The 24,225-nt window shown below is 67.5% G+C and carries 25 protein-coding genes; 9 read left to right on the top strand and 16 right to left on the bottom strand.

What is annotated here, in order from left to right; genetic code table 11:
• Nucleotides 1-35 precede the first annotated feature (35 nt).
• Complete coding sequence (locus AWC07_RS16380; protein WP_036410316.1) at nucleotides 36-992, top strand: 5'-3' exonuclease; 957 nt, start codon at nucleotides 36-38, stop codon at nucleotides 990-992.
• Between the two features lie 3 nt (nucleotides 993-995).
• Here AWC07_RS16380 and AWC07_RS16375 read toward each other — a convergent pair whose 3' ends face one another.
• The 14 genes from AWC07_RS16375 to dop form a co-directional block, all read right to left on the bottom strand.
• Nucleotides 996-1,757, bottom strand: a complete 762-nt coding sequence (locus AWC07_RS16375; protein ID WP_036410317.1) for a DUF4333 domain-containing protein — start codon at nucleotides 1,755-1,757, stop codon at nucleotides 996-998.
• Nucleotides 1,758-1,814: 57 nt separating this feature from the next.
• Nucleotides 1,815-4,553: a DEAD/DEAH box helicase gene (locus tag AWC07_RS16370; RefSeq protein ID WP_036410319.1), complete on the bottom strand. Its 2,739-nt coding sequence runs from the start codon at nucleotides 4,551-4,553 to the stop codon at nucleotides 1,815-1,817.
• Between the two features lie 21 nt (nucleotides 4,554-4,574).
• Nucleotides 4,575-5,432, bottom strand: coding sequence for a twin-arginine translocase subunit TatC (tatC, locus tag AWC07_RS16365; protein WP_036410321.1), 858 nt, complete (start codon nucleotides 5,430-5,432; stop codon nucleotides 4,575-4,577).
• A 138-nt stretch (nucleotides 5,433-5,570) separates the two neighbouring features.
• A complete protein-coding gene (gene tatA, locus AWC07_RS16360) occupies nucleotides 5,571-5,852 on the bottom strand; it encodes a Sec-independent protein translocase subunit TatA (protein ID WP_036410323.1) in 282 nt (93 codons plus the stop codon).
• Between the two features lie 68 nt (nucleotides 5,853-5,920).
• The gene (locus tag AWC07_RS16355; protein ID WP_036410325.1) at nucleotides 5,921-6,898 is read right to left on the bottom strand and encodes a helix-turn-helix transcriptional regulator; all 978 of its coding nucleotides are present in this window, start codon (nucleotides 6,896-6,898) and stop codon (nucleotides 5,921-5,923) included.
• Entirely contained in the window at nucleotides 6,895-7,893 is a 999-nt protein-coding gene (locus tag AWC07_RS16350) for a helix-turn-helix transcriptional regulator (protein WP_036410327.1), read from the bottom strand. Before AWC07_RS16350 ends, AWC07_RS16355 begins: the two co-directional genes overlap by 4 nt.
• Nucleotides 7,894-7,903: 10 nt before the next feature.
• Nucleotides 7,904-9,262 carry a Pup--protein ligase gene (gene pafA, locus AWC07_RS16345; RefSeq protein ID WP_139829731.1) on the bottom strand — a complete coding sequence of 453 codons (1,359 nt, stop codon included), beginning with the start codon at nucleotides 9,260-9,262 and terminating at the stop codon, nucleotides 7,904-7,906.
• A gap of 358 nt (nucleotides 9,263-9,620) precedes the next feature.
• Nucleotides 9,621-10,055 (bottom strand): type II toxin-antitoxin system VapC family toxin, encoded by a 435-nt coding sequence (locus tag AWC07_RS16340; RefSeq protein WP_036409998.1) that lies wholly within the window; start codon nucleotides 10,053-10,055, stop codon nucleotides 9,621-9,623.
• 101 nt (nucleotides 10,056-10,156) lie between these two features.
• Nucleotides 10,157-10,411 (bottom strand): hypothetical protein, encoded by a 255-nt coding sequence (locus AWC07_RS16335; RefSeq protein WP_036410005.1) that lies wholly within the window; start codon nucleotides 10,409-10,411, stop codon nucleotides 10,157-10,159.
• 58 nt (nucleotides 10,412-10,469) lie between these two features.
• Nucleotides 10,470-11,999 (bottom strand): PE family protein, encoded by a 1,530-nt coding sequence (locus AWC07_RS16330; RefSeq protein WP_036409996.1) that lies wholly within the window; start codon nucleotides 11,997-11,999, stop codon nucleotides 10,470-10,472.
• Nucleotides 12,000-12,207: 208 nt separating this feature from the next.
• On the bottom strand, nucleotides 12,208-13,002 hold the full coding sequence (gene prcA / locus AWC07_RS16325; protein ID WP_036409994.1) for a proteasome subunit alpha: 795 nt from the start codon (nucleotides 13,000-13,002) through the stop codon (nucleotides 12,208-12,210).
• The gene (gene prcB / locus AWC07_RS16320; protein WP_036409992.1) at nucleotides 12,999-13,868 is read right to left on the bottom strand and encodes a proteasome subunit beta; all 870 of its coding nucleotides are present in this window, start codon (nucleotides 13,866-13,868) and stop codon (nucleotides 12,999-13,001) included. Before prcB ends, prcA begins: the two co-directional genes overlap by 4 nt.
• On the bottom strand, nucleotides 13,865-14,059 hold the full coding sequence (locus AWC07_RS16315; RefSeq protein ID WP_023364687.1) for a ubiquitin-like protein Pup: 195 nt from the start codon (nucleotides 14,057-14,059) through the stop codon (nucleotides 13,865-13,867). Before AWC07_RS16315 ends, prcB begins: the two co-directional genes overlap by 4 nt.
• A 133-nt stretch (nucleotides 14,060-14,192) precedes the next feature.
• The gene (gene dop / locus AWC07_RS16310) at nucleotides 14,193-15,689 is read right to left on the bottom strand and encodes a pup deamidase/depupylase (protein WP_036409991.1); all 1,497 of its coding nucleotides are present in this window, start codon (nucleotides 15,687-15,689) and stop codon (nucleotides 14,193-14,195) included.
• A gap of 253 nt (nucleotides 15,690-15,942) precedes the next feature.
• Here dop and AWC07_RS28820 point away from each other — a divergent pair, with 253 nt between their 5' ends.
• From AWC07_RS28820 to AWC07_RS16295, 4 genes are all read left to right on the top strand, one after another.
• A complete protein-coding gene (locus AWC07_RS28820; protein ID WP_244187611.1) occupies nucleotides 15,943-16,113 on the top strand; it encodes a hypothetical protein in 171 nt (56 codons plus the stop codon).
• Nucleotides 16,114-16,345: 232 nt separating this feature from the next.
• Entirely contained in the window at nucleotides 16,346-16,540 is a 195-nt protein-coding gene (locus AWC07_RS28815) for a DUF2314 domain-containing protein (protein WP_051507803.1), read from the top strand.
• Between the two features lie 79 nt (nucleotides 16,541-16,619).
• Nucleotides 16,620-17,807, top strand: coding sequence for a hypothetical protein (locus tag AWC07_RS16300; RefSeq protein WP_208622432.1), 1,188 nt, complete (start codon nucleotides 16,620-16,622; stop codon nucleotides 17,805-17,807).
• Between the two features lie 9 nt (nucleotides 17,808-17,816).
• Nucleotides 17,817-18,461: a hypothetical protein gene (locus AWC07_RS16295; RefSeq protein ID WP_051507802.1), complete on the top strand. Its 645-nt coding sequence runs from the start codon at nucleotides 17,817-17,819 to the stop codon at nucleotides 18,459-18,461.
• A gap of 4 nt (nucleotides 18,462-18,465) precedes the next feature.
• On the opposite strand, the gene arc is transcribed toward AWC07_RS16295, so the two are convergent.
• Nucleotides 18,466-20,304 (bottom strand): proteasome ATPase, encoded by a 1,839-nt coding sequence (gene arc / locus AWC07_RS16290; RefSeq protein ID WP_085105143.1) that lies wholly within the window; start codon nucleotides 20,302-20,304, stop codon nucleotides 18,466-18,468.
• A 294-nt stretch (nucleotides 20,305-20,598) separates the two neighbouring features.
• On the opposite strand from arc, the gene lppK reads away from it, so the two are divergent.
• The gene (lppK, locus tag AWC07_RS16285) at nucleotides 20,599-21,219 is read left to right on the top strand and encodes a lipoprotein LppK (protein ID WP_036418390.1); all 621 of its coding nucleotides are present in this window, start codon (nucleotides 20,599-20,601) and stop codon (nucleotides 21,217-21,219) included.
• 8 nt (nucleotides 21,220-21,227) lie between these two features.
• Nucleotides 21,228-21,521, top strand: coding sequence for a DUF503 domain-containing protein (locus AWC07_RS16280; RefSeq protein ID WP_036418388.1), 294 nt, complete (start codon nucleotides 21,228-21,230; stop codon nucleotides 21,519-21,521).
• Between the two features lie 5 nt (nucleotides 21,522-21,526).
• Here AWC07_RS16280 and trmI read toward each other — a convergent pair whose 3' ends face one another.
• Nucleotides 21,527-22,369 carry a tRNA (adenine(58)-N(1))-methyltransferase TrmI gene (gene trmI, locus AWC07_RS16275; protein ID WP_036418385.1) on the bottom strand — a complete coding sequence of 281 codons (843 nt, stop codon included), beginning with the start codon at nucleotides 22,367-22,369 and terminating at the stop codon, nucleotides 21,527-21,529.
• 73 nt (nucleotides 22,370-22,442) lie between these two features.
• Between trmI and AWC07_RS16270 the strand changes: the two genes are divergently transcribed.
• Nucleotides 22,443-23,312 carry a RecB family exonuclease gene (locus AWC07_RS16270; protein WP_036413197.1) on the top strand — a complete coding sequence of 290 codons (870 nt, stop codon included), beginning with the start codon at nucleotides 22,443-22,445 and terminating at the stop codon, nucleotides 23,310-23,312.
• Nucleotides 23,309-24,112, top strand: coding sequence for a thioesterase family protein (locus AWC07_RS16265; RefSeq protein ID WP_036413195.1), 804 nt, complete (start codon nucleotides 23,309-23,311; stop codon nucleotides 24,110-24,112). Before AWC07_RS16270 ends, AWC07_RS16265 begins: the two co-directional genes overlap by 4 nt.
• The last annotated feature ends 113 nt before the right edge of the window (nucleotides 24,113-24,225 follow it).

The raw sequence follows: 24,225 nt of genomic DNA, 5'->3' as shown, positions 1-24,225 counted from the left end.
TAACCGCGGCTGGCCGGCCTGGCAGGATGGCTCGCATGCCCGCACCCCTGCTGTTACTGGACGGCGCCAGCATGTGGTTCCGCTCGTACTTCGGCGTGCCATCGTCGATCACCGCGCCGGACGGTCGCCCGGTCAACGCCGTGCGCGGATTTTTCGACTCCATGGCGGTGGTGATCACCCAGCAGCGGCCCAGCCGGCTGGTCGTGTGCCTGGACCTGGATTGGCGGCCACAGTTCCGGGTAGACCTCATCCCGTCCTACAAGGCGCACCGCGTCGCTGAAGCGGAGCCCGCCGGCCAGCCCGACGTCGAGGAGGTGCCCGACGAGCTGACCCCTCAGGTCGACATGATCATGGAGCTGCTCGATGCGTTCGGGATCCCGACGGCCGGGGCACCGGGCTTTGAGGCCGACGACGTGGTGGGCACGCTGGCGGCGCGGGAACGCCACGATCCGGTGGTCGTCGTCAGTGGCGACCGCGACCTGCTGCAGCTGGTGACCGACGAGCCGGTCTCGGTTCGGGTGCTTTACCTCGGTCGCGGGTTGTCCAAGGCCACCTTGTTCGGGCCCGCCGAGGTCGCCGAACGCTATGGCTTGCCGACGGATCGGGCCGGATCGGCCTACGCCGAACTGGCGCTGCTGCGCGGCGACCCCTCCGACGGATTGCCCGGAGTGCCCGGCGTCGGTGAGAAGACGGCGTCCGCCCTGCTGGCACAGCACGGCTCGCTGGATCAGATCCTGGCGGCCGTACACGATCCCAAGTCGGGGATGGCCAACGGCTTACGAACGAAACTGCTTGGCGCGCAGGCCTATATCGAGGCCGCCGGTTCGGTGGTGCGGGTGGCCACCGACGCACCGGTCAAGCTTTCAACGCCCACCGACTCACTACCGCTGGCCGCCGCCGACCCGGCGCGCACCGCCGAGCTGGCGACGCGATTCGGCGTCGGGTCATCGATCGGGCGACTGCAGAAGGCGCTGGACGAACTCCCGTCGTGACAGCTACTGCGGCCGGCCGACCTCGTAGGTGCCCTTGTTGTCCTGGAACGTCACCGTCACGCGCTTGGACGCGCCATCGATACTGACGCTGCAGTCGAACGTTGCGCCCTTCTTGACGGTGGGATTGACCCCGTTGTTGCACTTGACGTCTTTGACGTTCTTGGCGCCGTAGCCGTTGGTCTCGTCGGTCAGGATCTGCTGGACGCCGGCGTTCGCCTTATTGACGTCCAGTTTGGTGGTGACGAAAAACCCGGGCTCCCAAAACCCGAGCACCAAGACGACGCCGATGATGAGCACCGCGATCACGCCGACGACACCGCCGATGACCGCCATCGAACGCTTGGAGCCCTTGGCCGCCTGGTCGTAGGGAGCGTATTGCCCGGGATATTGGCCCGGCTGGCCATATTGGCCCGGCGGTACGTATTGACCCGGCTGACCGTACTGGGCCGGCTGGCCGTACTGCGGCGCCCCGTACTGCCCTGGCTGCGCGTATTGCGGAGTAGGACCGACCTGGGTGGCCTGTGAACCGAAGTCGGGCTGCCCGTAGCCGGGCGTGGACTGCGGATACTGCTGCGGATACGCCGGGTCCACCGGCTGTTGGTACTGCGGATACTCGGCGGGTGTGTAAGCCGGAACCTGCCACGTGGCATCCTGGCTCGGCTGCTGCTGCCAAGGTGACCCGGTCGCGGTCGGGTCCGAGGAATGATCGCCCTGCCCGGGCGGTTGCCACGATTGTCTGGGGTCTGATCCCTGCGGTCCGCTCATCGCATCTCCTGTTTCCCTGCGGTCACATTCCGGACATAACCGTAGCTTCGGCCCAGCCTACCCGGCGTCAACTGCGACGACGCCGCGCCGGATGTCGTTGATGGCGCGCTTGGCGACAGCGCGCACTTCGGGGTCCGGGGCGGCGTTGCGCACCTGGTCCAGCAGGTCGAGCACCTGCCGGCACCAGCGCACGAAATCACCTGCAAGCAAAGGAGAACCGCTACCGGTGGCATCGGCGGCAGCCAATGCCGCCGCCAGGTCACCCGTGCGTGCCCACCGATAGATGACGTTGACGAAGCCGTCGTCGGGTTCCCTGCTCTGGCTGATCCGGTGCGTCTGCTCATCGGCACGCAGCTCCGCCGACAGCCGCGCGGTCTGGCCCAGCGCCTGGCGCAACCGCGGTGTCGGCGCCTCTGCCCCCGACGACGTACCCGGCCCGTCACCACCGCGCGATTCGTAGAGCACCGCCGAGACGACCGCCGCCAACTCGGGCGGCTTCAAGTCCGCCCAGGCGCCGGTCCGCAGACACTCGGCCACCAACAGGTCGCTTTCGCTGTAGATGCGTGCCAGCAACCGGCCGTCGTCGGTGACCTGGGGGTCGGTCGGCGGTCCATGGATGAACCCACGCTCGGTGAGCAGACCCACAATCCGGTCGAAGGTGCGCGCCAACGAGTTGGTGGCGGCGGCCACCTTGCGCTGCAGCTGCGCATTGTCCCGTTCGATGCGCAGATAGCGCTCCGCCTGGCGAACCTGAACCTCGACATCGGGAAGGCGGTGGCAGGGGTGGCGGCGCAGTTGCTCGCGCAGCGACTCCAGGTCCGGGTCATGATGGGTGCGTTTCTTGCCGCGGCGTTCAGCCGGCGCGGTCAGGCCCGCGGCGGCCGAGCGTAGCGCCGACGCCAGATCCCGGCGCACCCGCGGCTGGCGGTATTCGACCCGTTTGGGCAGTGTCATCGATCCGACCGGCGGCACCCCGCCCGAATAGTCGGCCGACGAAATGCGCCCGGCCCAGCGGTTTTCGGTCAGCACCAGCGGCCGCGGGTCGGCGCTGTCGCGGGCGGACTCCAATACCACCGCCAGCCCGCCGCGCCGGCCGTGGGTGATGGTGATGATGTCCCCCTTGCGCAGCGCGGCCAGCGCGTCGTTGGCGTCCTGCCGGCGCTGCAACCGGGACGCGCGGGCCTGCGAGCGCTCCAGCTCCGACACCCGCGCACGCAGCCGGGCATAGTCGAGGATCGGCGCGTCCGGGCCGCCGAGTTCGGCGGCGATCTCGTCGAGCATCCGTTTGCCGCGCTCGATGCCGCGGACCAGTCCGACGACCGACCGGTCGGCCTGGTATTGAGCGAATGACTGCTCCAGCAGCCGGTGCGCCTGTTGCGGGCCCATCCGGTGCACCAGGTTGATCGTCATGTTGTACGACGGGACGAACGAGCTGCGCAGCGGAAAGGTGCGGGTGGATGCCAGGCCGGCCACCTCGGCCGGCTCGCTGGTGCTGTCGGCGGGATGCCAGATCACCACGGCATGACCCTCGACGTCGATACCGCGCCGGCCGGCCCGGCCGGTCAACTGCGTGTACTCCCCCGGCGTCAGGGGCAGGTGCTGCTCACCGTTGAACTTCACCAGCCGCTCGAGCACCACCGTGCGGGCCGGCATGTTGATGCCCAGTGCCAACGTTTCGGTGGCGAACACCGCCTTGACCAGGCCGGCGGCGAACAGCTCCTCGACGGTGTGCCGGAAGGCCGGCAGCATCCCGGCGTGGTGGGCGGCCAGACCGCGCAGCAGCCCCTCGCGCCACTCGTAGTAGCCGAGTACGGCCAGGTCGGCGTCGGCCAAGTCGCCGCAGCGGTGATCGATCACCTCCGCGATGCGGGCGCGTTCCTCCTCACTGGTGAGCCGCAACGGGGAGCGCAGGCACTGCTGGACGGCGGCGTCGCAACCGGCCCGGGAGAACACGAACGTGATCGCCGGCAACAACCCCTCGGAGTCCAGTTTCGTGATCACCTCCGGCCGGGCGGGCGGCCGGTAGAAACGCGACCGGCCGTTGTCGCCTCTTCCCGCCTGCCGGCGGGGACTGCGCCAGTCCGACATCCGGTCTGCCTCGCGGCGATGGGCGATGTGGCGCACCAAATCCGGGTTGACCCGCGGCCGTTGTGCGTCGGCGTCGTAGTCGAACAGATCGAAGAGGCGCTTGCCCACCAGAATGTGTTGCCACAGCGGCACCGGCCGGTGCTCATCGACGACGACCGTGGTGTCACCCCGCACGGTCTGGATCCAGCCGCCGAACTCTTCGGCGTTGCTGACCGTCGCCGACAGGCTGACCACCCGCACCTCGTCGGGCAGTTGCAGGATGACCTCTTCCCATACCGGGCCCCGCATCCGGTCGGCCAGAAAATGCACCTCGTCCATCACCACATGGGAAAGTCCTTGCAGCGCAGGCGAATCAGCGTAGAGCATGTTGCGCAGCACCTCGGTGGTCATCACCACCACGGGCGCATTGGCGTTGACGGAGAGGTCTCCGGTCAGCAGTCCGATCCGGTCGCGGCCGTAGCGAGCCGTCAAGTCGGTGTGCTTCTGGTTGCTCAGGGCCTTCAAAGGCGTGGTGTAGAAGCATTTTCCGCCGCCCGCCAAGGCCAGGTGCACGGCGAACTCGCCGACCACCGTCTTGCCGGCCCCAGTCGGCGCGCACACCAGGACCCCGTGTCCGCGTTCCAGAGCGGCACAGGCCCGCTGCTGAAAGTCGTCGAGCGAAAAGGGCAGCTCAGCAGCGAACCGGGCCAGCTCGGGCAGATCTGTCACACCACCGCCCTGATGCGATCGCTACGTGACGTCGTCATGTGATCCGCCGATCACCGACGGCGCCGGTATCGGCTCGGGCGAATCGATGGCCGACGCTTCGTCGTCGGGAATCAACGCCTCCCGCTTGGCTTTCCGTTTGTCGTGCACCCGGGCGATCTGGATGGCCAACTCGAGCAGCACGGTCAGCGCCACCCCGAGCGCGGTCATCGAGAACGGGTCCGACCCGGGCGTGAACACCGCCGCGAACACGAACATGGTGAAGATCAGGCCGCGCCGCCAGGACTTGAGCCGTTCATAGGTCAGCATGCCCGTCATGTTGAGCATCACGATCAGCAGGGGAAACTCGAAGCTGACCCCGAACACCACCAGCAGGTTGATCAGGAAGCCGAAATACCGGTCACCCGACAGCGCGGTCACCTGGACGTCGCTACCGACGGTCAACAGGAAGCCCAGCGCCTTCGACAGCACCAGATACGCCAGCACCCCACCGGCCACGAACAGCACCGCCGCCGGGATCACGAACGCCACCGCGAAGCGGCGCTCCTTCTTGTACAGCCCCGGCGTGATGAACGCCCACAGCTCGTAGAACCACACGGGACAGGCCAGCACGACGCCGGCCGTCATCCCGACCTTGAGCCGCAACATGAACTGGTCGAACGGGGCGGTGGCCAGCAGCCGGCACTGCCCGTCGGCGCTGATGTCCGCCCGCGCCGACTGCGGCAACGAACAATAGGGATGGCGCAGCCACTCCCCCAGGCTCTGCAGCCCGAACACCGAATGCGAGTACCAGATGAACCCGAAAATCGTGGTGACCAGGATGGCGGCCAGCGAGATCAGCAGCCGGGTCCGCAGCTCGGTCAGGTGATCGACCAGTGACATCGTCGCGTCAGGATTGACGCGGCTACGCCTGTTGCGAGGGTTCAGCCGCTTGAGAACAGCGGCGGCACGCGCTGAGGCCCGGAAACCATTCCCCACGTTCGATCGGTGACGCTTGGGCGCCGAGACGGTGGTGCCGGGCTACGCCGGCCGCGCCTCGGTGTGACCCGGCTCGGCACTGGCCGGAGGTTCGACCCGCTGCGACTGCACCGGCGTTGGGTTGGTTGCCGTGTTGGTTGCCGTGTTCGTTTCGATGGCAGGCGCTTGCGGTTTGGTCTCGCTCTGCATTTCCCGGATCTCGGACTTGAAGATGCGCATTGACTTGCCCAACGACCGCGCCGCATCGGGGAGCTTCTTGGCGCCGAACAGCACGATCACCACGACAGCGAGGATCGCCCAGTGCCACGGACTAAGACTGCCCACTTTGATTACCTCCAGACGTTGACCCCGATGCTACCGCAGCAGAGCCGCCAAGCCGCCTGGCCGCGCCGTCACCCCTGCACAGCGGCCCGGTAGGCCTGCACTGCGGCTTCCGCGGCCGCCCGCACGCGCCGGGTGAGCGAGTCCGGCGCCAGCACCCGCACATCGGAGCCCAAGCCCAGCATCAGACGAGTCATCCACTCCTCCGAGGCATAGGTCATGGCCACCTCACAGGATCCATCGGGCAGCTCATGCACCTCCCGTATCGGGTAGTACTCCAACATCCACGACGCCGACGGCGCCACCCGCAGCGCCGCCGACGGCAGCGACGGATCCGCGTCGAACAGCGCCGTGTCCGGCGGCGCCTGCAGCGCCGGTTCCGGGGGCGCGGCCGGCTCGTCCAGCTCCCAGGTGTCGACGATCCGGTCGAACCGGAACAGCCGAACCCCTTCGGCCTCGCGCGACCAGGCCTCCAGGTAGCTGTGGCCGCCGATCAGCAGCACCCGAATGGGATCGACGGTCCGGGTGGTGAGGGTGTCGTGCGACGCCGAGTAATAGTCAATGCTCAGCGCCCGTTTGTCGCGCACCGCGGCGCGCACCGTCGCCGCCGCCGCGTGCTCGGCCGGCGCCGGCTGGTCGGCGGCCGAAACCGTGCTGTCATAGCCGGCCGCGCCGGCCGCGCCGGCCGCCGCCGAGATCTTGGCGATCGCGCTGCGGGCCGCCCGCGGATCGACGACGCCCGGAATGTCCGCCAGCGCCCGCAGCGCCACCAGCAGACCGGTGGCCTCCGGAGACGTCAGCTTCAACGGCCGGTCGATGCCCGCCGAGAACGTCACCTCGATGGTGTCCCCGGAGAACTCGAAGTCGATCAGATCTCCCGGGTAATAGCCGGGCAGCCCGCACATCCACAGCTGGTTGAGATCCTCTTCGAGCTGCGTGGCCGACACCCCGAGGTCGGCGGCGGCCTCCGCGCGGGTGATCCGGGGGTTGGCCTGGAAGTACGGCACCATGTTGAGCAGCCGCACCAGCCGGGTGGACACCGCAGTCATAGCGCTGCCTCGGCGTGGGCACGTAATCGGGCCAACACGTCGTCGCGCAGGGCGGCCGGCTCCAAGACGATCGCGTCGGCTCCGTAGCCGGCAATCTCGCGCGCCAGCCGGTCACTGGATCCGATGTCGAGTTCGATCACGTCGCCGTCGCGACCGGCCAGTCTCCGTGGCCCGACGGGTCGCCCGGCTCGGCGCAGCGCGGTGGCCCGCCCGCCGGCGACCCAGACCGTGGCCCGCATACCCGTCGGCGCCTCGGTGACCTTCTCAGCCACGATGCCACGCAGGTCGACGTCGTCGGGCACGGCGACCGCACCGACCGGGCCGATCGGGGTGATCTCCGCACCGATCCGCGACAGCCGGAAAACGCGGGTGGCGTCGCGGTCCCGGTCATGGCCGACGAGATACCAACGGCCCTGCTCGGTGACCACCCCCCACGGTTCGACCGTGCGGGTGGTGTAGGGCTCGGCCCGCGACGACCGATGCGGGAACTGCACCGCCTGCCGAGAGTCGATGGCGGACAACAGGATTCCCAGCACATGTTCGGATCCGCGCAGCCCGGTCAGCCCGGCCGGGGCGGCGATGGTCACCGGCGCCCCGCTGTCCAAGGGATCGACGTCCACTCCGGCGGCCCGCAGCTTGAGCAACGCGCCCTGGGTCAAGGTGATCAGTTCCGGCGACTCCCACAATTGGGTGGCGACGGCAACGGCGGTCGCCTCGTCCGGGTTCAGGTCGACGGGCGGCAGCGCGTAGGCGTCGCGGTTGATGCGGTAGCCCTCGCCTGCGTCCAGGTTCGACACCTTGCCGACCTCCAGCGGGATGCCGAGGTCACGCAGTTCGTTCTTGTCGCGCTCGAACATCCGGGAGAACGCGTCGGCGGTCGGGCTGTCGGCATAGCCCGCAACGGTGGCGCGGATCTTCTCGGCGGTGATGTAGCCGCGAGTGGACAGCAGCGCGATGACGAGATTGACCAGCCGTTCGACTTTCGAGGTCGCCATTAGCTTTGAATTACATGCTCGCGATCAGCCGTTTGACCCGCTCGTCGACCGAACGGAACGGGTCCTTGCACAGCACCGTGCGCTGCGCCTGGTCGTTGAGTTTGAGGTGCACCCAGTCGACGGTGAAATCCCGTCCCGCGGCCTGCGCGGCGCTGATGAACTCACCGCGCAGCCGCGCGCGCGTGGTCTGCGGCGGGTGGTCGACCGCGTCGGCGATCTCCTCGTCGGTGGTGACTCGTGCCGCCAGACCCTTGCGTTGCAGCAGATCGAAGACACCGCGCCCGCGTTTGATGTCGTGGTAGGCCAGGTCCAGCTGGGCAATCTTGGGGTCGGACAGCTCCATGTTGTAGCGGTCCTGGTAGCGCTGGAACAGCTTGCGCTTGATCACCCAGTCGATCTCGGTGTCCACCTTGGCGAAATCCTGGCTCTCGACCGCGTCGAGCTGGCGCCCCCACAGGTCGACGACCTGCTCGATCTGCGTATTGGGTTCCCGGTTTTGCAGGTGGTCAACGGCGCGGGCGTGATACTCGCGCTGGATGTCCAGCGCGCTGGCCTGGCGCCCGCCGGCCAGCCGCACCGGCCGGCGGCCGGTGACGTCGTGGCTGACCTCGCGGATGGCGCGGATCGGGTTGTCCAGGGAGAAATCACGGAAGGCGACCCCCGCTTCGATCATTTCCAGCACCAGCGCAGCGGTGCCCACTTTCACCATGGTGGTCGTCTCACACATGTTGGAGTCGCCGACGATGACGTGCAGCCGCCGGTACTTCTCGGCGTCGGCGTGCGGCTCGTCACGGGTGTTGATGATCGGACGTGATCGGGTGGTGGCGCTGGAGACGCCCTCCCAGATGTGCTCGGCGCGTTGGCTCAAGCAGAAGGTGGCCGCCTTGGGGGTCTGCAGCACCTTGCCGGCCCCGCAGATCATTTGGCGGGTGACCAGGAAGGGCAGCAGCACGTCGGAGATCCGGGAGAACTCGCCTGCCCGCACGATGAGGTAGTTCTCGTGGCAGCCGTAGGAGTTGCCCGCCGAATCGGTGTTGTTCTTGAACAGGTAGATGTCGCCGCCGATGCCCTCGTCGGCAAGGCGCTGTTCGGCGTCGATGAGTAGGTCCTCGAGCACCCATTCGCCGGCCCGGTCGTGGGTGACCAGCTGTACCAGGCTGTCGCATTCGGCGGTGGCGTATTCGGGATGACTGCCCACGTCGAGATACAGGCGCGCGCCGTTGCGCAGGAAAACGTTGGAGCTGCGCCCCCAGGACACCACCCGCCGGAACAGGTAGCGCGCGACCTCGTCGGGGCTGAGCCGACGATGGCCGTGGAAGGTGCAGGTGACACCGAACTCGGTCTCGATGCCCATGATTCGTCGCTGCACGTAATCGAGGGTACTGGTTGTCTTGACGCAGCGGTGAGTAAGCCGCGCCCATTCTGCGACGACGACAGGCGTCGGGCAGATCGGCGGACCAGCGGACCGTCTTGTTGTCAGTGCCCGGGAGTCGGATCGCACGCATGTTCGGCCTGCGGCGTCTGGGACATGACCTGCCGGTTCCCCGGTTGCGACCAGCCCGCGGAGTTTTGCGACCTCGAGCACACCGTGGCTATCCGTGTTCGGGCTCACCCGCCCGAGCGGCCGCCCACCGCATCAACAGCGAACGCGCCCTCAAACGACGCCCATTTCGCCAAGCGCGACATGCCACCGCCGTTCTGACCATCCCAACTCCCCTCGGATGCCGTCACAGCAGCGCCGACGGGTGATCCCAGCGCACGCCGGCGAATCGCCCGAAATCGCTGTCGTAGGACACGATGCTGGCGCGATGCTCGACGGCGAGCGCGGCCAGGTGAGCATCGTTGACGAGGTTGGCGCCCGTTCCCACGTGTGTCAGCATCCTCGCCAGGATGTCGGCGTGTCGGGCGGTCGGATTCACCAGTGCCGCGCTCGGTGCAGTCAACCAATTGGCAACCTGACCGATCGCGTCGTCAGGAGACAGCGGGCGGGGGAACAACCCCTGCCTGGTCGCTAGCCGCACGAACGCCAACAAGGGGACCCACGCGAATCCGATGCTGTCGCCACCGGATAGCGCGCCGTCGAGCCAGCGCAGGGACGGGCTGTGGTGCTCGCTGGCGGTATTAACCGCATACAGCAGGACATTGGCGTCGACGATTTTCATGAACCGCTATGACCCACGCCGACGCAGAGCGAAGCGATGAGGTGGCGGCGCGCCCCCACAAGTGGGAGGTACCCCCACCCGCTTGCGGGGGAGAGCGGCGCTCATGACCGACGTCGCTGACGACGCACGAGTTCTTCGTCCTCGATGTCGGCCGCAAGCTGCAAGGCCCGGTCGAGATTGACCGCGGGGACACCCAAGTCTGCCGTGCGCGTGCTGAACCGGCGCGGCGCGGGCCGGCCGGAGGCGCCGTCTCGTATGGCGTCGTTGAGCGCTTTCTTGAAGGACACCTGCCGCTCGGCCATCCGTCGCCGCACCAACTGCTCGACGTCGTCGTCCAACGTCACCGTCGTCCGCATGTTTGGCAGCATAGCATCAAGATCATTGACAGCATGCTGTCAAGTGCGGCGGTTTGCCTCAGCCGGGTGGGCCGGGCGCGCCGGGCTGACCGAGCAACAGCCCGCGGGTACCGCCGTTACCCCCAGGCCCAGCGAGCCCGATCGAAATGCCGGGTCCGCCGGCCGCCCCCGCCCCACCGGCGCCACCGTTGCCAATCAGAATGGCGTTGCCGCCGCGACCGCCGGTACCGCCGGTGCCACCGGCCCCGGTGGTGCCGGGCCCGCCCTGGCCGGCGGCCCCGCCGGCGCCACCATTGCCGTACAACCAGCCACCGTTGCCGCCGTCGCCGCCCGGGTTGCCGTTGCCGCCGATGCCGCCACTGCTGACGGAGCCGGGCGCGCCGACCCCGCCGCTGCCGCCATTGCCGCCGTTGCCGATCAGCCGGGCGTCGCCGCCGCGACCGGCACCTGTCCCGATGAACGGCAGCCCGCCGTCACCGCCGCTCCCGCCGTCGCCGCCGTCGCCGTACAGCCACCCGCCGGCCCCGCCGGCCCCGCCGTGGCTGCCCGGCGGAAGCAAATGCGAGCCGGCCCCGGCACCGCCGCCGTCGCCGCCGTCGCCGCCGGTGCCGAACAGCCCGGCGTCGCCGCCTAGCCCGCCGCTGCCGCCGTAGCCGCCGAAGCCGTTCACGAAACCGCCGGCGCCGAAGCTTCCGCCGTGGCCGCCGGCGCCACCGGCACCGCCGTTGCCGTACAGCAGCCCACCGCCGCCGCCGAACTGACCGAAGCCACCATTGCCACCGCTGCCACCAACGCTGAAGAGGCCGCTCCCGGGCGCACCAGCCCCGCCATCACCACCGGCCCCGCCGGCCCCGCCGTTGCCGATCAACCCGGCCGCGGCGCCCAAGCCGCCCGCGCCGCCCTGGCCGCCGGCGCCGCCCCCGGTGCCGACGTCGGGGCCACCCGTCCCGCCGTTCCCACCGGCCCCGCCGGCCCCGCCGTTGCCATACAGCAGCCCAGCGGCGCCACCGTTGCCGCCGCTACCGCCAGCGCCGCCAGCCGCACCTGCTGGGCCGGCCGCGCCGGCGGCGCCCTTGCCGCCGTTACCGCCGTTGCCGATCAGCCCGGCCGCCCCGCCGTTACCACCGGCGACACCGGGGCTCGTGCTGTCCCCGCCGTTGCCACCGTTGCCGTACAGGATTCCGCCGGGCCGGCCGGGCTGGCCAACCCCCCCGACGGTCCCGCCGTCGGCGCCGTCGCCGATCAGCGGTCGCCCCACCAGGGCCTGGACGGGCGCGTTCACCGCATTCAGCAGATTCTGCTGGACGTTGGCCGCCTCGGCGCTGGCATACGCACCCCCACCGGCGGTCAAGGCCCGCACGAACTGGTCATGAAACGCCGCCGTCTGCGCGCTGACGGCTTGATAGCTCAGGGCGTGCGCACCGAAGATTCCCGCGATGCCCGTCGACACCTCATCGGCGCCTGCGGCCAGCACGCCCGTTGTCGGCAGCGCCGCCGCCACGTTCGCCGCGCTGATCACCGATCCAATTCCGGCCAAATCATTGGCGGCCGCCAGCAACGCCTCCGGCGCCGCGATCACAAACGACATCTGGGACCTCCCATCTCATGGCGGGCCGGTCGCAATGGATGAATCGGCAGGAGCAAATGTTATCTCGCTCCGGGTGCCACTGCTGCGTATTCCCCAAATCCATGGGCTAGCCGTGGGCTAGCCGGGTTGCTGAGGGCGCCTACCCGTGCCCGAGAGCCGGGCGCCAGCAAAGCCGAACTGGCCAAGCAGCTGGCCGCCTAGTCCTCGCCTACTCCGACGATTTCGCGTCCGTGGAGTCCTTGGAATCCTTGACGGCCTTGGATGCCTTAGCGACCTTGGAGGCCTTGGCATCCGATTTCTGCAGCAGCGTTTCCAGCTGGGCGCCGGTGATCCGGCGAAAAGCCCGACGCGGCCGGTTGGCGTCGAGGATGGCCACCTCCAGGTTGGCCACACCGAGGGCGGGCGGACCGTTACCTGAGGTGTCGGCACTGCTCGCCCGCAACGCCTGCACCGCGATTCGCAACGCGTCGTGCAAGTCGGCGTTTTCGGCGTAGGACTCCTTGAGGGCGTTGACGATCGGCTCGGTGGTGCCGCCCATCACCACGAAATGCGGCTCGTCGGCGATCGATCCGTCGTAGGTGATCCGGTACAGCTCGGGCGGCTTGGTTTCGCCGTAATGGGCAACCTCGGCCACGCACAGCTCGACTTCGTAGGGTTTGGCCTGCTCGGTGAAGATGGTGCCCAGCGTCTGCGCGTAGGCATTGGCCAGCTGGCGGCCGGTGACGTCGCGGCGGTCGTAGGCGTAGCCGCGGGTGTCGGCGAATGTGATGCCGCTGCGGCGCAGATTGTCGAATTCGTTGAACTTGCCCGCGGCGGCAAAGCCCACCCGGTCGTAGAGTTCGCTGATTTTCTGCAGTGACCGCGATGGGTTCTCCGCGACGAACACCACACCACCGGCGTAGGCCAGCGCCACCACACTCTTGCCGCGCGCGATTCCCTTACGCGCGAGCTCGCTGCGCTCGCGCATCGCCTGCTCAGGCGATATGAAATATGGGAAGCTCACTTCTCACCGCCATTTGGACCGAAAGTGTCAGCGCGCGAACGGCTTTCGATGACTTCCCGGGCCAGCTCGGCGATCCGGCTCTCCGGCACGTCCGTGGCACCGTCGGCGTCGATGGTGACCGCGGTCGGGTAGATGCCGCGGACCAGATCCGGGCCGCCGGTGGCCGAGTCGTCGTCGGCGGCGTCGTAGAGCGACTCCACCGCCACCCGCAACGCGGAATCGGCATCGGTGACTTGAGAATAGAGCTTCTTAATCGACGACTTGGCGAAGATCGATCCCGAGCCCACCGATTGGTAGCCTTCTTCCTCGATGTTCCAGCCACCGGCGGCATCGAACGAGACGATCCGCCCCGCGGTCTGCGGGTCGGAGGCATGCATGTCGTAGCCCGCCAGCAACGGCAGCGCCACCAGGCCCTGCATCGCTGCCGCCAGGTTGCCGCGCACCATGATCGCGAGCCGGTTGACCTTGCCGGCGAACGTCAGCGGCACCCCTTCGAGCTTCTCGTAGTGCTCGAGTTCGACGGCGTACAGGCGGGCGAACTCGACGGCGACCGCTGCGGTGCCGGCGATGCCGGTGGCCGTGTAGTCGTCGGTGATGTACACCTTTTTCACGTCGCGCCCGGCGATCATGTTGCCCTGGGTCGAGCGCCGGTCCCCGGCGATGACGACGCCACCGGGGTACTTCAGCGCGACGATGGTAGTGCCGTGCGGCAGCTGTGCACCGGCGGATGGTACGCCGACGCCGAGGTTTGCTGGCAACAATTCCGGCGCCTGGCGGCGCAAGAAGTCAGCGAATGAGGAGAGGTCTACAGCGGATCCGGAAAGTGCCGATTTAAGGGATAAGCGATCAGGCAACGGCCAGGTCACTGTCCGCCCTTTTGGACGTACGCGCGGACGAAGTCTTCGGCGTTCTCCTCGAGCACGTCGTCAATCTCATCGAGCAGATCGTCCGTTTCCTCGGCCAGCTTTTCGCGACGCTCCTGGCCCGCAGCAGTGCTGCCGGCGAAGTCGTCGTCGTCTCCGCCGCCACCGCCACGTTTGGTCTGCTCCTGAGCCATCGCCGCCTCCTGCTCTCGTCATGGCCTGCTCACAGGCCGCGGGCGCCGTACCGCACGCCCGCTGGTCTTTCTCTAACAGTACCGGTCAGCGCCGACGTTTCCGTGTTTACGCTCCCTGCCGTGCTAACGGATCTCAGCTGGTGAGTTGTTCCACCAGTTCGGCGGCGCTGTCCACGGACTCCAGCAGCGCGCCGACGTGGGCTTTGCTGCCCCGCAGCGGCTCGAGCGTGGGTATCCGCACCAGCGAGTCACCGCCGAGGTCGAAAATGACCGAGTCCCAGCTGGCGGCGGCGATATCGGCACCGAACCTGCGCAGACATTCGCCGCGGAAGTACGCCCGCGTGTCGGTGGGCGGGTTGTCCACCGCCTCGAGCACCTGGTGTTCGCTGACCAGCCGCTTCATCGAACCGCGGGCCACCAAGCGGTTGTACAGGCCTTTGTCCAGCCGGACATCGGAATACTGGAGGTCGACCAGATGCAACCGGGGAGCCGACCAGCTCAGATTCTCCCGGTGCCGGAAACCGTCGAGCAGCCGCAGCTTAGCCGGCCAGTCCAGCAACTCGGCGCATTCCATCGGGTCGCGCTCGAGCAGGTCGAGCACGTGCGTCCAGGTTTCCACGATGTCGGACGCCCGAGAGTCGGGGTCGCGGCTGTCGACCAGCTTGGCCACCCGGTCCAGATACGCCCGTTGCAGCGCTAGACCGGTCATTTCACGGCCGTCCACCAGGGCCACGGTCTGGCGCAATGAGGGATCACGACTGATCGCATGGACCGCGCGCACCGGCCGGGCCAACGCCAGATCGGTGAGGTCAACCCCGTCTTCGATCAGATCGAGCACCAGCGCCGTGGTGCCGAGCTTGAGGTAGGTCGACGTTTCGGCAAGGTTGGCATCGCCGATGATGACGTGCAGCCGCCGGTACCGGTCGGCATCGGCGTGCGGTTCGTCGCGGGTGTTGATGATGCCGCGTTTCAGCGTCGTCTCCAGCCCGACCTCGACCTCGATGTAGTCGGCGCGCTGCGACAGCTGGAATCCCGGCTCGTCGCCGGAGGGCCCGATACCGACCCGGCCGGAGCCGGTCACCACCTGGCGGGATACCAGAAACGGGGTGAGCCCGGCGATAATGGCCGAGAACGGCGTTTGGCGAGACATCAGATAGTTCTCGTGGGACCCGTAGGATGCGCCCTTGCCGTCGACGTTGTTCTTGTAGAGCTGCAGTTTCGCAGCGCCGGGGACGCTGGCAACGTGGCGCGCGGCCGCCTCCATCACCCGCTCACCGGCCTTGTCCCAGATCACCGCGTCGAGCGGGTCGGTGCACTCGGGCGCGGAGTACTCGGGGTGCGCGTGGTCGACGTAGAGCCGCGCCCCGTTGGTCAAAATCATGTTGGCCGCCCCCACCTCGTCCGCGTCGACCACCGGCGGCGGGCCCACCGTACGGCTCAGGTCGAAGCCCCGGGCGTCCCGCAACGGCGACTCCACCTCGTAGTCCCAGCGGGTGCGTTTGGCGCGCTGAATGCCGGCGGCAGCGGCATAGGCCAGCACCGCCTGCGTCGAGGTGAGGATCGGGTTGGCGGTCGGGTCCGACGGCGATGAGATGCCGTACTCGACCTCCGTGCCGATAATCCGTTGCATGCTTTAGAGCCTAGGCCCGGCGACGAGGCGGCCCGCGTAGCGGGCCGTTGAGGAGGCGGGCAATCGGGCTAGGCCCGGCGACGAGGCGGCCCGCGTAGCGGGCCGTTGAGGAGGCGGGCAATCGGGCTAGCCCGGCGACGAGGCGGCCCGCGTAGCGGGCCGTTGAGGAGGCGGGCAATCGGCAGTCACGGAGTGAGCCCGCAGCAGATGGCGGCGCTGCAAGCCACCCAGGCCGCGCTAGACCGGCGGCCATATGCGGGTGGTCACGCCCGGCATGGCGAAATTCGGACTGCCCGACGTCGTGGTGAACCAGTTGCCGCAGTCGGTCAGCCCGCAGGTCGGAGATCTGGTCAGTTCGTTGTGTCAGGTGATCACCGACGGATTCGTCGTCCAGATTCGTCGTCCAACGGCGCGGAGAGTTTGATCTCGATCTCCGCCCATTAGTTCCGCTGGCACCGAGACGGCGCCGCTCACCCTGAAAGTGGGGACGCCCGAAGACGGTGATCCCGACAACCGGCTCCTCGAGCTCACCTTTGATCGCGGGACCGGTGAGGATGTTCACGCTAGGCGGCACGCGATGACGGGCTGGCACCCGGTGAATTCCTGGACCTGAAAGCCCCCTTCGAAGGTGGGTGGCATCCGGGAGTGGATGTGGGGTGGAGGTCGCGAGCTGGACCGATGACGCGATCACCGGGTTCCTCGTCAACGAGCCGGGCAGCAGCCTGGGCCTGCATGCGGGCCAGACCGTCCAAATCGCCGAATCGACGATCTTTGACTACATGCACAAACGGAGCGACGGCGTCATCGACGGAAACGAGACCGAGCGACTGATCTGCAGCCACCTGAATTAGGCACCCGGTCTACGCATTTCGCCACTGCACCCGGCGTGACGGGTCCGGCTCGCTTATTTGAGGACTAGGGTAAGCCGGCATGAAAGTCTCCCCGGGCCGCCTTCCGACGCGCCAATCACCGGCGATTGCCGCGGCTGAAAGCTGGTTCTTGCAGCGCGGCCTGCCGGCTGTGCTGACGAGGCGGTCCCGTTGGCGACGGCTGTGGTCCAGGTCGGCGCCCGCCCTGGCGGCATATGCGGCGCTTCACTGCTGGACTTTCCCGTTGTTCCTGATCACCAACGGCGAAGATGTCAACATCGGCGAGAACCCCACCCCGCGAGATTGGGTCGTTCTGACGCTCGTCGCGCTGGCACCCGTTCCGATTGTCATGGTCGGCTGGCTGGTGTCTCGGATGTCGGACAGCCGTAAACGTGCGATCGCGGCGACCGTAGCGCTCAGCATCGTGAGCGTCGTGATCGTCATCGAAACAGACCCGTCCCGTCTGCCGGACGCAGCGATCTTCACGGCAGTCGTGCTGCTGCTGACCGCCACTGGTGTCGGATCGGTAGTCGGCTGGGCGCTGCGCACCACCGTCTCGCAACTCGCCATGATGGGGGCTTTGGCGGTCCGGGCGTTGCCGGTCGTACTACTGACCACATTGGTGTTCTTCAACGGCAACATTTGGCTGATGGCCGCCACGATCGGTGCGGGCCGACTGGGACTCGCCATCGGTTTTCTGCTCAGCATCGCGGCCGCATTCGTCGTCTCGGCTACCAAGGAGCGCGTCCGGCCCATGCTGCAGTCACCCGCGGCGCTGCCCAGAGACTGCGAACAGCTGGCCGACACACCGTTTGCGACGATGCCAGATGCTGTCCGCAGCCCGCCGCTGACCAGGACAGAACGCATCAACATGGTCTTCGTGCTGGCCGTCTCACAACTGGTGCAGATCATGGTGGTGGCACTGCTCACCGCGGTGATCTACGTGACACTCGGGCTGATCGTGCTGAGCTCGGCGTTGCTCGATGAATGGACCCGAGGCGCGCCCAGCAGCTCGTCCGTGTCAGGTTTGACGTTTCCGGTGCCGGATTCGCTGATCCACCTGTGCCTCTTCCTGGGCGCGTTGACCTTCATGTACATCAGCGCCCGCGCGGTCGATGACGCCGAATACCGCACCATGTTCGTCGACCCCCTGATCTGCGATCTCCATGCCACCTTGATCGCCCGTAACCGTTATCGCGCCAGCATCGCCGGCAAGTCCAGTGTTGACGCCGCTGACCCCAGTGATTAATTTCGCCTGATGTCCACCACCGAAGACGGAGCAGTCGTATTGGAACCGCCAGCCGACTTGTCCGGGAAGCGTTATGGCGAAGTACTTCTGGTCACCCCCGGCGAGGCAGGTCCGCAGGCGACCGTCTACAACAGCTTCCCGCTCAACGACTGTCCCGCCGAGCTGTGGTCGGCACTGGACCCGAAGGCGATCGCTACCGAACATGGTGCCGCGGCCGCTCTGCTCAACGGTCCACGCTACTGGCTGATGAACGCCATCGAAAAGGCGCCTCAGGGTCCGCCGGTGGTCAAGAGCTTCGGCGGGATCGACATGCTCCGGCAGGCCACGGTCTTGTTGTCGTCGATGAACCCCGCACCCTACACCGTCAACCAGGTCAGCCGGAACACCGTCTTCATCTTCAACGCCGGCGAAGAGATCTACGAACTGCACGACCCCGCAGGGCAGCGCTGGGTCATGCAGACCTGGAGCCAGGTGGTCGACCCCAACCTGTCCCGAGCCGACCTAGCCAAGCTGGCGGACCGGCTGAACCTGCCCAGCGGGTGGACCTATCAGCCGCGCAGGCTCACCGACGAGCTGCGCATCGACACCACCGCCCGCGCCGCCCGCGTCCTGCAGGACGACCTCGCCAACAGCTATTCGCTGGTGATGGCCTGAAGCGCTACAGGTACTGGCCCAGGTTCGACTCGGTGTCGATAGCCCGGCTGGCGCTCGACGACTTGCCGGTGACCAGGGTGCGGATGTAGACGATCCGCTCGCCCTTCTTGCCCGAAATCCGCGCCCAGTCATCGGGGTTGGTGGTGTTGGGCAGGTCCTCATTCTCGGCGAACTCGTCGACGATCGAGTCGAGCAGATGCTGAATCCGTAGGCCGGGCTGCCCCGTCTCGAGCACCGACTTGATCGCGTTCTTCTTCGCCCGGTCGACGACGTTTTGGATCATTGCCCCGGAGTTGAAGTCCTTGAAGTACATGACTTCCTTGTCACCGTTGGCATAGGTGACCTCCAGGAACCGGTTGTCGTCGATCTCGGCGTACATACGCTCGACGACTTTCTCGATCATCGCCTTGATGCAGACGGTGCGGTCGCCGCCGAACTCGGCGAGGTCGTCGGCGTGCAACGGCAGCGCCTCGGTCAGGTACTTCGAGAAGATGTCTTGCGCCGCTTCAGCATCCGGGCGTTCGATCTTGATCTTCACGTCGAGACGTCCGGGCCGCAGGATCGCCGGGTCGATCATGTCCTCGCGGTTGGAGGCGCCGATCACAATGACGTTCTCCAGCCCTTCCACCCCGTCGATCTCGCTGAGCAACTGCGGGACCACCGTCGTCTCGACATCGGAGGAGACCCCGGTGCCGCGGGTGCGGAAGATCGAGTCCATCTCGTCGAAGAACACGATCACCGGCGTGCCTTCGGAGGCCTTCTCCCGGGCCCGCTGGAAGATCAGCCGAATGTGGCGCTCGGTCTCGCCGACGAACTTGTTCAGCAGTTCGGGGCCCTTGATGTTGAGGAAGTACGACTTGGCCTCGCGGGCGTCGTCGCCGCGAACCTCGGCCATCTTCTTGGCCAGGGAGTTGGCCACCGCCTTGGCGATCAAGGTTTTACCGCAGCCGGGCGGGCCGTACAACAAAACGCCCTTTGGCGGGCGCAGCGCGTACTCGCGGTACAGCTCCTTATGCAAGAAGGGCAGTTCCACCGCGTCGCGGATCTGTTCGATCTGGCGAGTCAGGCCACCGATGTCCTCGTAGCTGACATCCGGCACCTCTTCCAGCACCAGGTCCTCGACCTCGGCTTTGGGGATGCGCTCGAAGGCATACCCGGCCTTGGTGTCGACCAACAGCGAGTCGCCGGGGCGCAGTTTGCGCGGGCGGGTGTCGTCGTTGAGAGCCCCATCGTTAGAGGGAGCGCCGTCGGGCAGGTCCTCGGCGACCAACGGCTCGGCCAGCCACACGATGCGTTCCTCGTCGGCGTGGCCGACCACCAGGGCCCGGTGACCGTCGGCGAGGATCTCACGCAAGGTGGAAATCTCGCCTACCGATTCGAACCTGCCGGCCTCGACGACGGTCAACGCCTCGTTGAGCCGGACCGTTTGGCCCTTCTTGAGGGACTTGGCGTCGATGTTCGGAGAGCATGTCAGGCGCATCTTGCGACCCGATGTGAAGACGTCGACGGTTTCGTCGTCGTGGGTGCCCAGCAGCACGCCGTAGCCGCTGGGCGGCTGCCCCAGCCGGTCGACCTCCTCACGCAGCGCCAGCAATTGCTGGCGGGCTTCTTTAAGAGTTTCCATTAATTTCGAATTGCGCGCGGCAAGGGAGTCGATACGGGCTTCGAGCTGATGCACATCGCGGGCGGGTCGCGACGGGCTCTGGTGTGCGAGCGCGTTCTCCAGTTGTTCGCGCAGTAGCGCGGCTTCACGCCGCAGCTGTTCCAGTTCGGCAGCATCGGTGCTGGGCAGGGGCATATCGCGGGGTGTCCCGAATGCTTCAGAACGCTCTGATTCAGCCATGTTGCCCTCCTTTCCCGCACCGGGAGGGGTGCGGCGGATACCTCAACGCTACCGGCCATGGCGAGTTCATGTGCGGAACCAAATGCCGCCGGAAATAACAAGTTGTTTCGCGCTGGTAATCTCGGCTTCCACTCGGCCCGATCGAAAGGAGCGCCGCCACCGTGAAATCTCTTGCCACGGCCAGCGCGGCCGGCGCTCGCGTCGGTGCCGGAGCCGGCGGTGTGACGTCCATTGCAGTGTGGGCTTCCTTTCCGCGACTCGCCGTGTATCGCCGATAGCCGGGCGGGCTACTGGATGCACCGCCACCTCTGCAGAGCCTGCATGGCCGCGAGCGTCGTCGCCATCGTGTCGGCGACGGGGCTCGCGGGGTGTTCACGGCACGAGTCCGCGACGTCCGCTGTACCGTCGGTGCTGCCCACCACGTCCACCGCGGTCGCGCTAAGGCCAGCCGCTTCCCTACCTTCGGCCGACGCCTTGGTCGAGGTGTTGTCCAGGCTGGCCGACACGGCGGTTGCCGGAGCCGACAAGGTAAACCTCGTCGAGGGCGCATCCCCGGAGACGGCAGCCGCCCTGGACCGGTTCACCACCGCTGCCCGAGACGGCGGCTACCTGCCACTGAGTTTCGCGGCGAGCAACGTCGCGTGGTCAGACGTGGACCCGTCCAGCGTGACGGTCACCATCGTCGTCACCACAGCCAAACCCGACAATCACGAATTCACTTTCCCGATGGAATTCAAACCCGACCAGGGCGGCTGGCAGCTATCCCGGCGAACCGCGGAGATGTTGTTGGCCCTCAGCAGTTCTCGAGTCTCGTCACCGGGTCCCGGCCCGCCGCCGGCCGCTGTGCCGGCAACAGAACCCAGCCCCGCACCGGCCCCGGAGCCCAACCCGCCCTCTCCGACGCCGTCCGGCTGAGCGCGCAGATGTGGATCGGCTGGCTCGAGTTCGACGTGCTGCTCGGTGACGTGCGATCACTGAAGCAAAAACGATCGGTGGTTCGTCCCGTTGTCGCCGAGCTGCAACGCAAGTTCAGCGTGTCGGCCGCCGAGACGGGGTCGCGAGACCTTTACCGACGCGCGGGCATCGGAGTGGCCGTGGTTTCCGGGGACCGCAACCACGCCGTCGACGTCCTCGACGCTGCCGAACGGCTGGTAGCCGCACACCCCGAGTTCGAGCTGCTGTCGGTGCGCCGGAGTCTGCACCGCAGTGACGATTAGCAAGACTAACCGTCACGTCCCGGGCGCTTGCGACCAAGCGGCGCAGGAGCGACGGCTCCGGGCGCCAGCCGGCGGGCAGCCACCAGAAACGCGGTGTGACCGCGCATCGAATGCTGCGGCCGCACGGCCAGCCCGACGACATTCCAGCCGCGCTGCAACGTCTCCCACGACCGCGGTTCGGTCCAACATTGTTGAGCCCGCAGCGCCTCGACGATCCTGGAGAGTTGGGTGACGGTGGCCACGTAGATCACCAGCACCCCGCCCGCCGACACCAACCGCGCCACCGAGTCCAACACCTCCCACGGCGCCAGCATGTCCAGCACTGCCCGGTCGCACGAACCGTCGGGCAGGTCGGAGTCGGCGACGTCGCACACGATCAGCCGCCAGTTCTGCGGAGCCCCGCCGTAGAAAGTCGTCACGTTGCGGCGGGCGTGTTCGGCATGATCGGCACGTTGCTCGTAGGAGATCACCTGCCCTTCCGGCCCGACCGCCCGCAACAACGACAGGGTCAGCGCGCCGGACCCGGCACCCGCCTCCAGCACCCGGGCGCCGGGAAAGATGTCGCCCTCGTGCACGATCTGAGCGGCGTCTTTGGGGTAGATCACCTGCGGCCCGCGCGGCATCGACATCACGTAGTCGACCAGCAGCGGGCGCAGCACCAGGAACAACGCGCCGTTGCTGGATTTGACCACGCTGCCCTGCTGCAGCCCGATTACCGCATCGTGGGCGATCGAGCCGCGGTGGGTGTGGAACTCGCTGCCCGGGGTGAGCACCATCGTGTAGTGCCGCCCCTTGGCGTCGGTCAGCTGCACGCGTTCGCCGGCGGCGAAGGGACCGGTTGCTGACACGCCGTCAAGCGTGCCAGCCGACTCGCTGTAACCGGTGTCCGGGGTTGTCAGTGTCCGGTCCTAGGCTGCGGGCATGACGGACCAGCCGACACCGCGCGCGGATCTGGGGATCCGGCCGGCGCTGTCACCGTCGCGGGCGGCCGACTTCAAGCAATGTCCGCTGCTGTACCGGTTCCGGGCGATCGACCGGTTACCCGAGGCCCCGTCGGCACCCCAGCTGCGCGGATCGGTGGTGCACGCCGCACTCGAGCAGCTCTACGCCCTGCCCGCGGTACAGCGCGGCCCGGAGACCGCGAGGTCGCTCGTGGACTCCGCCTGGGAGCTGGTGCTTTCCGGAGGGCCGGACCTGGCCGATGAACTGCAACCACAACAACTGCTCGACGAGGCGCGCGCCTTACTGTCCGGGTATTACCGGCTGGAAGACCCGACGCGGTTCGACCCGCAATGTTGCGAGCAACGCGTGGAGGTGGAGCTGGCCGACGGCACGCTGTTGCGCGGCTATATCGACCGGATCGACGTCGCCGCGACCGGAGAGGTGCGGGTGGTCGACTACAAGACGGGTAAGGCGCCGCCGGCCGCGCGGGCGCTGGCCGAGTTCAAAGCCCTGTTCCAAATGAAGTTCTACGCGGTGGCGCTGTTCCGGTCGCGTGGCGTGCTGCCCGCCCGATTGCGACTCATCTATCTGGCTGACGGCCAGGTACTGGATTACTCGCCGGACCGTGACGAACTGCTGCGTTTCGAGAAGACGTTGATGGCAATCTGGCGCGCGATCCAATCCGCGGGCAAATCAGGAGATTTCCGTCCGAATCCGTCGCGGCTGTGCGATTGGTGCCCGCACCAGGCGCATTGCCCGGCCTTCGGCGGGACGCCGCCGCCATACCCCGGCTGGCCGGATTACGCCGGCGCCGACACCGTTTCGCGCCCGACCGAACCGGCGGCATGAACGGTTGCTTCTACCGCCGCCTCGGCGGCGACGGTGACTATCAGGCCTTTGACTCCACCGACTACACGCGAAGCAACTGGAATCCCGAAATCCAGCATGGCTCACCTCCGTTGGCCCTGCTGACAAAGCTGATCGAAGAGCTGTCGGCGGGCTCGGGGCTACGGATCGGCAGGCTCAACCTCGACATCCTCGGGGCCATCCCGGTGGCCCCGGTGCGGGCCAGAGCCTGGGTGGAACGCCCGGGCTCGCGGGTCTGCCTGATGGTCGCCGAACTGCACGCCGACCGCGAGGGCGGACCCGCGAGGGTGGTGGCCCGGGTGACGGCCTGGCTGTTGGCGGTCAGTGACACCGCCGACGTCGCAGCAGCGCGGTACCCGCCGCTGCAGGAAGGACCCGCCGAGCCCCTTCCGGCCGTCTTCGCCGATGCCGGGTGCTATTTCGATGCGATCAACTGGCGTCCACAACAGTCCGACGGCCAATCCGGCGCCGTCTCCTGGTTCACCCCGATGGCCCACATCGTCGACACCCACCCCACCACGGCGCTGCAGCGGCTGGCGGTCGTGGTGGACTGCGCCAACGGTGTCGGTGCGGTCCTGGACCCGAATCAGTTCGTGTTCATGAACACCGACACCGTGGTGCACCTGCATCGGCTTCCGATCGGCGACGATTTCGCGCTGCGGGCTCGCGCATCGGTCGGGCCGGATGGCGTGGGAGTGACCACCGCGGAGGTCTACGACAAGGCCGGCTTCATCGGCACCTCGGCTCAGACGCTCCTCGTCCAGCGCCGGGTGCCGGGCTAGTCCGATGGTGCTGCTTCAGCCACCGCGCTCAGCGGAGGCCCGGGCCCGGCAATCACATCTTTCACATTGGTCTCTGGCCGACCCGATGCGCGTTGACTCATCAGAAATGCCCG

The sequence above is a fragment of the Mycobacterium gastri genome (genome assembly GCF_002102175.1).
GTDB classification, from domain to species: domain Bacteria; phylum Actinomycetota; class Actinomycetes; order Mycobacteriales; family Mycobacteriaceae; genus Mycobacterium; species Mycobacterium gastri.
Note: the sequence above shows the minus strand (reverse complement) of the source record. Positions and strands in the feature narration are given on the sequence as shown.

Bases quoted from the DNA above. Each gene is read 5' to 3' on its own strand.
- AWC07_RS16380 (WP_036410316.1), top strand. From the start codon at position 36: ATGCCCGCACCCCTGCTGTTACTGGACGGCGCCAGCATGTGGTTCCGC.
- AWC07_RS16375 (WP_036410317.1), bottom strand. From the start codon at position 1,757: ATGAGCGGACCGCAGGGATCAGACCCCAGACAATCGTGGCAACCGCCC.
- tatC (WP_036410321.1), bottom strand. From the start codon at position 5,432: ATGTCACTGGTCGATCACCTGACCGAGCTGCGGACCCGGCTGCTGATC.
- AWC07_RS16355 (WP_036410325.1), bottom strand. From the start codon at position 6,898: ATGACTGCGGTGTCCACCCGGCTGGTGCGGCTGCTCAACATGGTGCCG.
- AWC07_RS16350 (WP_036410327.1), bottom strand. From the start codon at position 7,893: ATGGCGACCTCGAAAGTCGAACGGCTGGTCAATCTCGTCATCGCGCTG.
- AWC07_RS16340 (WP_036409998.1), bottom strand. From the start codon at position 10,055: ATGAAAATCGTCGACGCCAATGTCCTGCTGTATGCGGTTAATACCGCC.
- AWC07_RS16335 (WP_036410005.1), bottom strand. From the start codon at position 10,411: ATGCGGACGACGGTGACGTTGGACGACGACGTCGAGCAGTTGGTGCGG.
- AWC07_RS16330 (WP_036409996.1), bottom strand. From the start codon at position 11,999: ATGTCGTTTGTGATCGCGGCGCCGGAGGCGTTGCTGGCGGCCGCCAAT.
- AWC07_RS16315 (WP_023364687.1), bottom strand. From the start codon at position 14,059: ATGGCTCAGGAGCAGACCAAACGTGGCGGTGGCGGCGGAGACGACGAC.
- dop (WP_036409991.1), bottom strand. From the start codon at position 15,689: ATGCAACGGATTATCGGCACGGAGGTCGAGTACGGCATCTCATCGCCG.
- AWC07_RS28820 (WP_244187611.1), top strand. From the start codon at position 15,943: ATGCGGGTGGTCACGCCCGGCATGGCGAAATTCGGACTGCCCGACGTC.
- AWC07_RS16300 (WP_208622432.1), top strand. From the start codon at position 16,620: ATGAAAGTCTCCCCGGGCCGCCTTCCGACGCGCCAATCACCGGCGATT.
- AWC07_RS16295 (WP_051507802.1), top strand. From the start codon at position 17,817: ATGTCCACCACCGAAGACGGAGCAGTCGTATTGGAACCGCCAGCCGAC.
- arc (WP_085105143.1), bottom strand. From the start codon at position 20,304: ATGGCTGAATCAGAGCGTTCTGAAGCATTCGGGACACCCCGCGATATG.
- lppK (WP_036418390.1), top strand. From the start codon at position 20,599: ATGCACCGCCACCTCTGCAGAGCCTGCATGGCCGCGAGCGTCGTCGCC.
- AWC07_RS16280 (WP_036418388.1), top strand. From the start codon at position 21,228: ATGTGGATCGGCTGGCTCGAGTTCGACGTGCTGCTCGGTGACGTGCGA.
- AWC07_RS16270 (WP_036413197.1), top strand. From the start codon at position 22,443: ATGACGGACCAGCCGACACCGCGCGCGGATCTGGGGATCCGGCCGGCG.
- AWC07_RS16265 (WP_036413195.1), top strand. From the start codon at position 23,309: ATGAACGGTTGCTTCTACCGCCGCCTCGGCGGCGACGGTGACTATCAG.